Source organism: Cupriavidus sp. 291-E7 (assembly GCF_057798835.1).
The window spans coordinates 36,765-48,788 of sequence record NZ_JBYOJV010000032.1 but is presented as its reverse complement, the minus strand read 5'-3'; the positions used below and the strand labels follow the sequence as shown (position 1 = coordinate 48,788).

Below are 12,024 nucleotides of genomic sequence, written 5' to 3'. Positions count from 1 at the left end.
GGTTCAACGAGGAATTCCGGGGAAGGCAGCCTTGATCTTCAGGAAGAAGTATTCCTCGTCGCGGTAGCCGTAGGCCCTACGCTTGATGACCTTGATGGTGTTGTTGATGCCCTCTACGACGCTCGTGTTCAGCGGGTGCCGGCATCGGGCGATGATGCCGTGCCAATAGGCTTTCAGGCGCTGGGCGAACAGTTCGAGAGCCGGAATCCGGCTCTGGCTTGCCTGTTCACACCAATGCTCCCACGCCTTTTGCGCCCATCCCGGGCGGCGGTAGAACCACAGCCGCTTGAGCTCGTCTCTCAGGATGTAGACCGTCAGCAACGGCTGATTGGCCTGCAGCACCTCGTTCAGATGCACGGCTTGAGGGTCGCTCAGGTTCTCCTTGTTGCGCAGCAGTAGCCAGCGCGTGGACTTGAGTACCCGTCTGGCCGGACGGTCGTGCCGCAGGCGGTTGGCCTGATCTACACGGACCCGGTCGATCACCTCGCGCCCGTACTTGGCCACGACGTGGAAGAGGTCGAAGACCACCTCAGCCTGCGGGCAATGCTCGCGGATCTCCAGTTCATAGGCGGTCGTCATGTCGATGGCAACGGCCTCGATGCGCTCTGCCGCGCCTGCCGGGAGTTGCGCAAAGAAGGCGCGCGCCGTCTCGCGCGAGCGGCCCTGACCGATCCAGAGCACTTGCCGCCCAATCGGATCGACCACCACCGTCGCATAGCGATGGCCCTTGTGCAGCGCGAATTCGTCCATGGCCAGGTAGCGGATGCTGGACCAGTCCGGCTCGACGACTGCCTCGCGCAGGCGCGCCTTGTCGATCGTCTTGACGGTATGCCAGCCCAGGTCATAGAAAGCCGCCACGGCCTGCACCGTGCAGTGACGCAGCAACTGCCCGCAGGCCTGCGCCAGCCTGGCTGTGACACGCTGGTAGCGCCCAAGCCATTCGAGCCGCTCGAGTCGCGGCCCCCCGCATTGATCGCACCAGACGCGCCTGCGGGGGACATGCAGCACCACCCGGTACTCGAACAGCGGAAGATCGCGCACGCGCCGCACCACCGTTTCATGGACCTGCCGGCACTTCGATCCGCATTCCTCGCAGTACATGACCTTGCTGACTGGCTTCAAGTACAGCGCCAGCGTACGGCTCTCCCCTTCAGGCCATACCACCCGATCCAGCCTGTAGCCATCCCAGCAGCCCAAGGCCTGCAGCGTCTTCCGATCCAGCATCCCGTTCCTCAACAGCCGTCTTAACGGCCATTAGGATACGGAATGTGGCAATTCAGTCCCCGGAATTCTCCGAAGAACCATTTAAATCGCGCCCTGGCAATCCCCCTTTCCGGATCAGGGGAACCGTTTTATTCGTTGATATAACTCAAGTATTTCGGTGAGTTCGTCAATCATACTCCGTGCGCGTATTTTTTATCATTTTCGCAAGCTAAGATTAATTTGCGATTTCCGGCATAAATCATTAATGCGAGAAGCTAGCCGCCCCGCCACCGCGTTGGCTGTGGGCAGCAGCCAATGATTTATCGAGGCATTTTCGCGGAGCTACCCTTGAAACGTTATTTCTGTTCGTTTTGGCTCATTGTTTGCGGCGTTCTGGCACTGGCTTTCGCCGGCACTGCTTGCGCTGAAACACTCTCCGTGAACGCGGCGATCAACAAGGCAGGACGACAGCGCATGCTGTCTCAGCGCATGGCCAAGGCTTACTGCCAGCTTGGCCTCGGTGTGGATCCGGAGCGTTCGAAGCGAATCCTCGAACAGTCCATCGCGCAATTCGACAAGAACCTCATCGAACTGAAGGCGTATTCGCCCACGCCAGAGATCAAGGACACTTACGCCCGGCTTGAGCAAGCGTGGACGCCCTACCGGCAATTACTCTCCGGCGATGCGAATCTCGAAAACGCGAAAACCATCGCAAAGACAAGCGAAGAGGTACTCAATCTTGCGCAACAGGGAACCCTCCTGCTTGAGAAACACGCCGGCACCACAGCCGGCATGCTGATTAATGTTGCCGGGCGACAGCGGATGCTCTCGCAAAGGATTGCCAGCATCAGCATGTTCCGCGCGTGGGGGATCACCTCTCCGCAGATGGCACAGAGCCTGGACACCGCCACCAGAGAGTTCTCCGCCGCACAGCAGCTTCTCACTTCCGCGCCACAGAACACGGCAGATATCCGTGGCGAACTGCAACTTGCCACCACGCAGTGGCTCTTTTTTGCCGAGGCGCTCAGGCAAACCGGAGTCAGTCGCGCAGAACAGTTGAGAAACATCGCCTCGACCAGCGAGCGCATCCTTCAGGTAATGGAGAACGTCACAACCTTGTATGAGCGGATACCAAAGTAGCTGAGTCGCGGAGGGCCTACGCTCGCGGCGTCGATCCCTAAAACGCCGTGCAGATCAGACTGAAGCGACGTGCATTTGCATTTTGATGAACGCTTTCTAGGCTGAAGCCATTGCCCGGATCACCATCAGGTGTGTCCCGCGCGCAAGAACAAGAAGCAACACACGGGGGCGCCTGCGATGACTCCAGGCACGGCACAAGGCGAGACCTCAAGCGATCGACAGACGCGCCGCCGGGCTGCGTTAGCGAATCTCGTGACGCCGGATGTCCACGACGACCAGCGTCATGGCCTTTGCCGGGCAAAAACACCGCGAAGCCAGATGGCACTCGTGATGTTTGTTTTCCTGGCCTGGTTTGCTGCCTTCCATCCGATTACCGTCACCGCCCGGGAATTCGCGCCTGTCGGCGGGTCTGGCGATTTCAGCGCCAGGGACATGTGCCCGGACGGCCAATACCTCATTGGAATGAAAATTCGATCTGGCGCCTGGATGGACCAGATTTCGATCACCTGCGGTCCCGTCAAACCCGACGGCTCGATTGGTGCGCAATGGCGCGGGCCTGTGCGTGGAGGAAATGGGGGCGGCCCCTCCGAAGGAACGTGCGCAGCCAGCAGAATCGTTTCCGGACTCGGGCTTCTGTTCACTGAAGGAAATCGTCAAGTCCTGACCATTGACCTTTCCTGCCGCTCCACGACAGGACCCAGCCGCAGCAACTTCAGGCTCGGTCAGGAGCCGCCAGGATTTTCACGCTTTCCAACGGAAATACAAACTTGTCCGGATGGCGAAGCCGCTACGGGCATTCAAGGTCGATATGGTCAACACGTGAATGCACTGGGGCTGATTTGCGGCGCATTCACGCAGGTAGTGCCAACCGCGCCAGATGCCGGCGCAGCCGGAGCGGGATGCGCCGGTCTGTCCGGGGACGACCTCGACATTTGCACCGCACACAATACATATCGCGCCAAACATGGCGTATCGCCATTGACGTGGTCGGCGGACCTTGCCAGAAACGCACAACAATGGGTCAGCGCCTGTCATAAAGCCAAGAACGCCAACAACGACGAATATTTCTGTCACCAGAGTCCCGCGTACGGATGCGGGACCGACACCAACTATGCGTATGGAGAAAATCTCTCGTTCGGCTGGCCGAGCCGCACCGGCAAAGAGGCTGCGGAGCAATGGTATTGCGAATCCAATGTCTACAACTTTGACAATCCATCTCCGAAACTGGCTGGAGAAGACGATTCGGGCACGGTTTTCGGCGACACCTGCAACCCCGCGAACAATCCCAAGAAGGTGACGGGTCATTTCACCCAGTTGATCTGGCGCGCGACAACGAAGCTCGGCTGCGCCAAAAATACCTGCTCGCAAAATGGAAACCAGGGCACCCTCTGGGCCTGCGAATATGACCCGGCGGGAAACGCCAACGCAAGTACGCCTGGCGTGTTGGCTCAGAACGTGCCGAAAGCCATACAGGGATTCGCCTCAACGATGGCGGTGGAACGGCGCGCCGCCAGTCAGACAACCACCGCGATCATCTCGGATGTCGACCTCTATGACGTTCCCGGCGGCGTCGGAAACGTAATCGGCATCCTTCGACAAGGCCAGGTCCTGCCCCTCTACGAATGCCGGGCGGACGACTGGTGCAGGGTCGCCGGCGGCTGGGTCTGGGGTTCGTTTCTCGTGCGCAGCCACGTTCACTGACGGCGGCACCGCCCCCCAAGGTCAGTGCGCGACGGCAGCGGCGCCAGACGCGGCACCGCGCGCGGGCTTCGTCAGCCAGATCAACGGAATGATGACAAGAAAGATCATCGACGAAATCCAGAAGATATCGTTCAAACCCAGCATGATGGCCTGCGCGTTCAGTGACTTCTCGAAGTACGCCAGCGCCTGACTGTGCGACAGCTTCATGGCCGTCTGTATCGCGTGCAGTCTGGCCTCGAACGTTGGATTGAACGGATGCGCCTGCTCGATCAGCCGCGCATGGTGCAGGATCGAGCGGTCGTTCCACGCAGTCGTCGCCAGCGACGTTCCCGCAGCGCCCGCGAAAAGCCGCACGAAGTTGGATAGCCCCGCAGCCGCGGCAATCTTCTCGGGAGGCAAACCGGAAAGGATGATCGCCGTCAGCGGCACGAAGAAGAGCGCCATCGGAATGCCTTGCAGCAGCGTCGGCAGCACCAGCGTCCACATATCTATCTCGGTGGTGTAGCGCGAGCGCATAAAGAACACGGCGGCGAAACCCAGGAACGACAAGGTGGCCAGCGCCCGCAACTCCACCTTCGGCAACAGTTTGCCCATCACCGGCGTGAGCAACACGGCAAAGATGCCGAGCGGCGCCGTCGCCAGCCCCGCGCTGACAGCCGGGTAGCCCAGATACTGCTGCATCCATTGCGGTAGCACCACGAGATTGGCGAAGAACACGGCATAGGCCACGGATATTGCAACCGTCCCGGCCAGAAAGTTGCGGCCCTTGAACAACCGCAGGTCGATGATCGGATTCGGCTCGGTCAGTTCCCAGATCACGAAGAACAGGAAACTGACCGCCGCCACCACGGCGAGCGCGACGATCACCGGCGAAGAGAACCAGTCGAGGTCCTTGCCCTTGTCGAGCATGATCTGCAACGCGGCGACCCATGCGACCAGCGACGCGAGCCCGACCGTATCGATCCGAAGTTTCACGGCCGAGGTGTCCCGGTCGCGGTAGATCGCCCAGGTCATGGCCGCCGCGAAAATCCCCACGGGGATGTTGATGTAGAAGATCCACGACCATGAGTACTGATCGGTCATCCAGCCGCCAAGCGCGGGGCCTGCGATGGGTCCGACCGTCGCGGTCATCGCCCAGAGCGCCAGCGCATGCGCGCTTTTCTCTTTGGGGTATGAACCGAGCAGGATCGCCTGGGAAAGCGGAATCAGCGGCCCGGCCACCGCGCCCTGGATGATGCGGGCGGCGAGCAGCGTCACCAGATTTGGCGCGATGCCGCACATCCAGGACGCCAGCACAAAAAGCAGAAGCGCGCCGACGAACAGCCGGATCTGCCCGATACGCTGCGTCAACCAGCCAGTCAACGGAATCGTGACGGCGTTCGCCGCCGCGAACAGCGTGATGACCCACGTGCCCTCATGCACCGATACACCAAGATTGCCCGATATCGTCGGGATGGCAACGTTCGCGATCGAGGAGTCGAGCACGTTCATGAAGGTGGCCAGCGCGACGGCGAAGCTACCCAAGATCAGACGAGCGCCGCTCAACGGCGGCGGATTCACAGTTACTGCTGTCATTGAATCTCAAGGTTGGGGGCGGCGGTTGTCGCCGGGCACGGGCAGTGCAGGCACATCGCCCCGCCAGTTGCCCGGCGCCCTGCACCGCGCACGCCCAATATTATTTGACCTGTCAGATAATAGGTAGCGAAGTCCCGGTGGTAAATGCCGAATGCCCCAAAATTTCCGCCAGTAGTGGCCAAGACATTGATGCTGAGGGCACGTAGGTCCACACGACCAAAGCCATCTGTGGCGGATGATGCGCCTGCTGCCACGCCGCTATTTTTCCGACGATGGACGAGCACGGATGTGGCGTGCCGCCGAAGTGCCATCCGGCGTTCTCGCCAAAGCACGTGACAGGTGTCGCCTGAGCACTCGGCTAAAATCCCCACCTTTCGACGGTCCACGCAGTACCGCCGCGACCTTTCATTGCATCGATGACCCGCTTCATGACCCACACCGACACGACTTCCCTGGACGGCGATGACTCCCCGATCCACGAGCCCAGACTCTGGCGAGACAAGGGCTGGACCGCGAGGGTCATCAAGAATGAGGATGGCGACGGTTGGGCCGTTGAGATGATCCGAGATGGAAGCTCGGAGCCGGCTTTGGTTGGCCCTTGGACGATGGGCCGAAACAAGGTCGACCCCAAGCCGCTCGATGCCACCGCGCACCAGACCCTGGTGAAAACGGCTGCCGAAGTCATTCGCCGGCACGAGCAGCAACTGCACGCACAACTGAACAAGCAGATTGCCATCGAGGTGGCGTCTCAAGTTGTCAACGTCAAACTTGCTATCACGCCCGATGAATTCGAGCCGTTCGGAACGCTAACGGCAGTCGACCCATTTGGAGAGGTGCTTGCGACGATCACTGTTCGACCGGACTTCCGTCTGACGCGAGATAGCGCCTCGCGTTGGGCCGCCGAGGGATTCGGTCAGATCCGCTGACAATTCACGGCGTCGAACAGGCCCAGGACATTCGACGCCGATATCTCGCCGGGCCGCCCCTCCCCCCTTGCCGTGTCATTCCCATGACAGCCGTCCCGCGCCATCGCGAATGCCGCTGCAATCGCCGGCGCATGGAGTAATGTGAAAGAGCACTCCGTGGCTGCTGGCTGCGGGGATAAGCCGCGGCGGGATCGTCCGTTGTCGCCCGCCATCACGCGAGGGGGTAACGATGTCTCAATATGAAGCGTTACGCGAGCGATTCGCCACAGCATCCGCGCTCGAAAAAGACCAAAAGGCCCAGCTGGAATCCGTTGCACGCTCAACGGCTGAGAAACTGGCTGCATATCTGGAGGCTCCCGCCGACCGGATATCGGTCAAGCCCTCCGGCGAAAACGGCAACCCCAAGCGCTATGGATTCAGCTACGTCGTCGGCTTCGGCCAGAACGGCCTCGACGAGCACACCACTGAGGTTCCCGTGGTGATGACTCTCACGCGCCACGGCCTGCACGCAAAGGTGGCAAGCGGCCACGACCAGCATGTCGGCGACCCAGCGCATCCGGATTGGCACGAAGTGTTCTACGACGTCCTTGCGATACTGGAAATGGACTGCGAAGCAATGGAAAACAAATCGCGGCTCTGAAGCCGTCTCCAGGATTTCATTTGGACGCAGCGGAGTTTGTGGCCATCCATCGCACGTCCGTGCAGGAAGGATTTTCAGGTACCCTCGCGCTGGCGCTGCGAGGTAGCGCATCGGGCACCTTCAGTAACACCCGCCCTCCACAACGCATCTGAAAAAATGGAAGAACTCGGTACAGGCCCTCACATCAACGATATCGAACGCGCCGCGCTGTACCGCGTGATGGCGCTACGGCGCGATTGCCGTCACTTCACGCCGGGGCCGCCGCTGGCTGACGATCAGCTGGAGCGCCTTCTGCAGGCGGCACACCAGGCGCCCTCCGTGGGCCTGATGCAGCCGTGGCGATTCATGCGCTTGAGCACCCCGGCATGGCGTACGCGCCTGGCGCCACTGGTGGAGGCCGAGAGGCAGGCCACGGCGCAGGCCCTTGGTGAGCGCGGCTCGGAATTCCTGCGCCTCAAGGTCGAGGGTATTCGTGATTGCGCCGAGTTGCTTGCGGTGATTCTGGCCCCAGACGACGGCACGATCTTCGGGCGCCACAGCATGCCTGTAGAAATGGCCTGGGCGTCCGCCGCATGCGCGGTGCAGAATCTCTGGCTGGCGGCACGTGCCGAGAACCTTGGGCTCGGATGGGTTTCGATGTTCGATCCCGTTGCCCTGGCAACCGAACTGGCGCTGCCCGCGGGGGCGAAGCCTTTCGGCCTGCTCTGCCTGGGGCCGGTGCCCGCCTTTTACGCGGCACCGATGCTTGAACAGGAAGGCTGGCGCAAACGCCGGCCATTGCATGACATCCTCTGGGACCCGATGGCGCCCGCCGCGCCTTTACCCAGTCAGGAGCCAGCATCCAGCTAACCATCGTGCGGGAGCGGAATCATGGCAGTCTTGGAATGGATGCGCCGGCGCCAAGCCGGAACAGACGCCCGCAGCAAGCGGGATATTGACCAGCTCACGGAACGAGTCACGCGCCTCAACCCACGACTGCGCCTGGTATCCCACTACCAGCGCAGGCTCCGGCCATCTCTGGAGCAGGCGCTGGCGTACGTGCACGACATCGTCGTCGGCTTTCCTGCCCCGCTCACGGCCAGCTGCCACGCATGGGGAACGGACCCTTACATTCACGCGTTCTTCGCCACGCCGGATGAAGTGGAACTGACTTTTAGCCGGTCTCCGGAGCTACGGGAGTTCTTTACGGAATCGCCCGATACGCCGACGGCCTTTGCCGTGCTGGGCATGAGCATGTCAGAGCGGCGCACGCTTGGCGTTGCGCTGGAAGGTGACGTCCTGCGATCCGATGTGCCGCAAACCAACATCAATTTCAGCGATCGGAAGATCACCATCATCGCCAGCTCCGATGCCGCCTTGCGCGAAGAAATCGTCCGCCGGATCTTCGACCAACTAACGCTCGAAGGCATGGGGCGCTATGCCGCCGGAAGATCCCGCCGCGACGTGCTCGATCGCGAGCAGACGTTGCTCCTGGCGCGCCTGCGCCTGCTGGAACGGCAAGGCACCGGCCTGCGTTCGGTGGTCGGCAGCGCTGACAGCGTGCGGCCGGCCGACAAGGTCGACAAGGCAGACGACTTGCGCGAGCACATCGCCAAAAACGAGGCCGAGCTTGCCCAACTGGCGCCGAAGACCGATGTGCTGGACTGCCAGCTCGATTGTCTGATCGAGGCGTTCCAGGATGCGCGCAACAGCTTCACCCTTGCGCGCACGCCCCTGCGGCTTAGCGCGACCAATGTCTTGCTCGCACCGAACAGCACCGCACCGTCCACGGACATCGACTTGCTTACCGCACATATCCCCGGAGATCCGCCGCTGGTGCGGTCCTTTTCCCTTGTCCGCTTCGCACGCGGCGACATGCTGTCTTCACGTGCGCTACTCGACGAGGCCGAGCGCCTGCTTTGAAGACGTAGTTCGGGTAAATCGCTGCTCAACGACCTTGGTGCCCCATTGGGTGCCCTCCGACTCGCTGGCCAGTCGAAAGCCGAAAGACTCGTACAGATGGCGTGCGGCATCCAGGCCGCGGAAGGTCCAGAGATATGTCTCAGTGAATCGCTGATCGACAAACTGCATGGCGTTGGCCATCAGCTGCCGCCCTACCCCCGACCCGCGCAGCGACTCGTCGACGATGAACCATCGCAAATGGGCGACGCCCGTTTCCTTGTTGCCGTCGATCGCCAGCGATGCCAGCGTCCGGCCGTTCTCGGAATAGAGCCACAGAGCCTTGCCGTCGGCAGGCAAGGTGGCGGCAAACCCGGCCAGCTCGGTTGCCACCTTTTGCTCGAAGACCGGCCCGAAACCCCAGGCCGCCGAGTAGAACCGGGCGTGCAGACTTGCGATATCGCCGATGCAACCCGGTTGATAGCCCTCCAGAATCCGGGGTGCCTCGGCGCTTCCAATCGCTGTCTTGGCCGCGTTGTCTTGCGCCAGCGCGTCGGCATATAGCGCGAGAAAGCGCACCAGCGATTGCTGGTCTTCGGGAACGAGGCGCCGGAGTGCGTTTGACACCTGGTCCGTCGCAAACCGGTCAATCTTCTCTCGGAGCTTCTGCCCGGCCGGCGTCAGGTATAGCTCGGACGTCCGCGCATCGTCGTCGGATACCGCGCGCCTTACCAGCCCGCCCGCTTCAAGCCGGGCAACCTGCCTGCTGGTGTTCGACTTGTCCAGCCGCAGGATGTTGCCCAGGTCCTTTGCGCTGATACCGGGCGCCATGCCGATCTCGATGACCGCATGGACGGCCGAAGGCGCCAGATCGCTATCGGCCAGCGTCGTCCGCATGAACCCGAGTTCCCGTACCAGCTTTCGGGAAAACTCCCGCAGCTCAAGAATCGTGGTGTCGCGGGACGTGGGGGAGGTATCGATAAAGTCCATGTGCCATCTCGTCAGTTGCGTATCGCAACCAATATTAGTTGCGGCATGCAACTAATGCAAGCCCAACTCCAAATCCATGAGGAAAGATCGTGAAAGCATCGGCATCAAGCTGGAATGGGCTTGATGCCCCGGTGGCGTCCCCCGCACAGAGGATAGAATCCAGCGCTTGACGTCACCAATCACGCATCACCCACACACGAGATGGCAAACACCGGCTGGATTCTGCATTGGGCCTTCGTCGTGGTCTGCACGCTTGGGCTGAGCTATCTGCTACAGCCCGTGATTTCCACCGCGAGCATCCTGGTGGCGGCCATGACCTGCGGCATGGTCGTCGCCTTCATGGATATCAGGCTTCGCATCAGACCGGCATTGACGGCTTTCGCGCAGGCCATCACCGGAACGGCAATCGCGAGCACGCTCCACCTTGCGGAGCTGCTGAAGGCCGCCTCGGACGGATTGGTGGTGCTGGGCGTCGCGCTGACGATCGGGAGCGCGGTCGCGGTGGGCTGGCTACTGGTCCGCTATTCCTCACTGCCCGGCACTACCGGCGCATGGGGCAGCTTGCCGGGCGCGGCATCCATCATGGGCGCATTGGCGAGCGAAAACGGCGGCAACGGCATCCTGGTATCGCTCATGCAGTACCTGCGGGTTGTGCTGGTCGTCGTCACGGGCCCATTGGTTGCCCACGCGATTGTCGATTCGCAGGTGGCGGCATCCTCGGTGATTGCGGCCGGCAAGACGTCCACGCAGGCCGCCCAACTCGGCACGCTGATCGCCATCGGCATCGCCGCGCTGGGGTGCTGGCTCGGTACACGCTTTCGGATACTGGCCGGTGCCTTCCTCGTGCCACTGGCCATCGGCGCGGTGTGGGTGACGGCCGCACCTGTCCCACCGGTCGTTCCGTCGCCGCTCCTGGGCGGCTGCTTTGCAATTCTGGGCTGGACGATCGGCCTGCAGTTTCGGCGCGACCTGCTGCGTCCGCTGGTTGCGTCGCTGCCGATCATGCTTGCCGCCATCGTCGCGATGATGGCGTTGTGCGCGGCCTCGGCATGGTTGATCTCGGCCGCCTCCAACGTCAGCTTCCTGACGGCCTATCTGGCGACCTCTCCCGGCGGTGTCGAATCGATCGTGGCCATCGCGCTAGGCACCAACGCCGACATGAATTTCGTAGTGGCCACCCAGACGCTGAGGCTGTTTTCCGTCGTGCTTTGCGGCCCCTGGCTCGCCAAGCGGATTACCAGATCGCTCAGCGCATAGCCCCGGTTTCATTGGGGCGGCAGCAGATCCTGAAGGTCCCGCAGCGACGGCTTTGCCGTCGTCTCGGGGCGGACGTTGCGGTCGGGCAGTGCAAGCCCGGCGGGCGGAGCCTTCGGAATGGCCGACGCATCGAGGCGGGCACCGCCCTCCAGCCGGATCGGCGCGCAGCCCGTCAGAATGCCGTCTTTCTTGAGGCCATTGGTCAGTTCGATGGCGAAGACGGCACCACGTTCGGCCAGCGAGATCAGTGCGCTGCCACGGGCGAACGACATTTTCGCGCGCCATACGGCACGGTCCTGCGCCAGATCTCCAAGCGTGGTGTTGTAGACGATGGAAAGGCGAAACCCGTTTGAATCGACAACGCCCCCACCGGCGGCAATCGACAGCACCGTATCCGCCCGGAACGCCGCGGCCTTGTTTATCGAGAGGTTCCGATCGAGTTCCAGGCCCGTCACCTCGTCGAAAGCGGCCGTTGCGTTGCAGGCGCGCACGATGTCCTGAAACTTGGCGCGGAACGCCGTCGAGAAGTCCGGCCCCCAGCCCATGCCGGCCGGTGAAATCACGAACATGCGCTGCGGCCGCCCGGCATAGTCCTGGGCGCGCACGCTCGTCACCGTAGTGCGCGGCGCGCACGCGGCCAGCATCATGACTGCCGCCGCCAGAAACACTATCGGCACACAGCGCCGCATGCCATGCATTTGCCCGCGCACGCGG

The 12,024-nt window shown here is 62.0% G+C and carries 11 protein-coding genes; 7 read left to right on the top strand and 4 right to left on the bottom strand.

Annotation, left to right across the window (positions count from 1 at the left end):
* Nucleotides 1-3: 3 nt before the first annotated feature.
* On the bottom strand, nucleotides 4-1,224 hold the full coding sequence (locus AC3FLX_RS31450; RefSeq protein ID WP_488694692.1) for an ISL3 family transposase: 1,221 nt from the start codon (nucleotides 1,222-1,224) through the stop codon (nucleotides 4-6).
* Nucleotides 1,225-1,551: 327 nt separating this feature from the next.
* Between AC3FLX_RS31450 and AC3FLX_RS31445 the strand changes: the two genes are divergently transcribed.
* The gene (locus AC3FLX_RS31445) at nucleotides 1,552-2,343 is read left to right on the top strand and encodes a type IV pili methyl-accepting chemotaxis transducer N-terminal domain-containing protein (RefSeq protein WP_488701236.1); all 792 of its coding nucleotides are present in this window, start codon (nucleotides 1,552-1,554) and stop codon (nucleotides 2,341-2,343) included.
* A 318-nt stretch (nucleotides 2,344-2,661) separates the two neighbouring features.
* Nucleotides 2,662-4,044: a CAP domain-containing protein gene (locus AC3FLX_RS31440; RefSeq protein ID WP_488701235.1), complete on the top strand. Its 1,383-nt coding sequence runs from the start codon at nucleotides 2,662-2,664 to the stop codon at nucleotides 4,042-4,044.
* A gap of 21 nt (nucleotides 4,045-4,065) precedes the next feature.
* On the opposite strand, the gene AC3FLX_RS31435 is transcribed toward AC3FLX_RS31440, so the two are convergent.
* Complete coding sequence (locus AC3FLX_RS31435; protein ID WP_488701234.1) at nucleotides 4,066-5,619, bottom strand: DHA2 family efflux MFS transporter permease subunit; 1,554 nt, start codon at nucleotides 5,617-5,619, stop codon at nucleotides 4,066-4,068.
* A 428-nt stretch (nucleotides 5,620-6,047) separates the two neighbouring features.
* Between AC3FLX_RS31435 and AC3FLX_RS31430 the strand changes: the two genes are divergently transcribed.
* From AC3FLX_RS31430 to AC3FLX_RS31415, 4 genes are all read left to right on the top strand, one after another.
* Nucleotides 6,048-6,545, top strand: coding sequence for a hypothetical protein (locus tag AC3FLX_RS31430; protein WP_488701233.1), 498 nt, complete (start codon nucleotides 6,048-6,050; stop codon nucleotides 6,543-6,545).
* 229 nt (nucleotides 6,546-6,774) lie between these two features.
* A complete protein-coding gene (locus AC3FLX_RS31425) occupies nucleotides 6,775-7,185 on the top strand; it encodes a hypothetical protein (RefSeq protein ID WP_488701232.1) in 411 nt (136 codons plus the stop codon).
* A gap of 156 nt (nucleotides 7,186-7,341) precedes the next feature.
* A complete protein-coding gene (gene bluB / locus AC3FLX_RS31420) occupies nucleotides 7,342-8,034 on the top strand; it encodes a 5,6-dimethylbenzimidazole synthase (RefSeq protein WP_488701231.1) in 693 nt (230 codons plus the stop codon).
* Nucleotides 8,035-8,055: 21 nt separating this feature from the next.
* On the top strand, nucleotides 8,056-9,087 hold the full coding sequence (locus tag AC3FLX_RS31415) for a hypothetical protein (RefSeq protein WP_488701230.1): 1,032 nt from the start codon (nucleotides 8,056-8,058) through the stop codon (nucleotides 9,085-9,087).
* On the opposite strand, the gene AC3FLX_RS31410 is transcribed toward AC3FLX_RS31415, so the two are convergent.
* Entirely contained in the window at nucleotides 9,058-10,053 is a 996-nt protein-coding gene (locus AC3FLX_RS31410; RefSeq protein WP_488701229.1) for a bifunctional helix-turn-helix transcriptional regulator/GNAT family N-acetyltransferase, read from the bottom strand. The genes AC3FLX_RS31415 and AC3FLX_RS31410 overlap by 30 nt on opposite strands.
* Nucleotides 10,054-10,254: 201 nt before the next feature.
* Between AC3FLX_RS31410 and AC3FLX_RS31405 the strand changes: the two genes are divergently transcribed.
* On the top strand, nucleotides 10,255-11,310 hold the full coding sequence (locus tag AC3FLX_RS31405) for an AbrB family transcriptional regulator (protein ID WP_488701228.1): 1,056 nt from the start codon (nucleotides 10,255-10,257) through the stop codon (nucleotides 11,308-11,310).
* A gap of 8 nt (nucleotides 11,311-11,318) precedes the next feature.
* Here the strand turns inward: AC3FLX_RS31405 and AC3FLX_RS31400 are convergent, their stop codons facing one another.
* The gene (locus tag AC3FLX_RS31400; protein WP_488701227.1) at nucleotides 11,319-11,987 is read right to left on the bottom strand and encodes a hypothetical protein; all 669 of its coding nucleotides are present in this window, start codon (nucleotides 11,985-11,987) and stop codon (nucleotides 11,319-11,321) included.
* Between the last annotated feature and the right edge of the window lie 37 nt (nucleotides 11,988-12,024).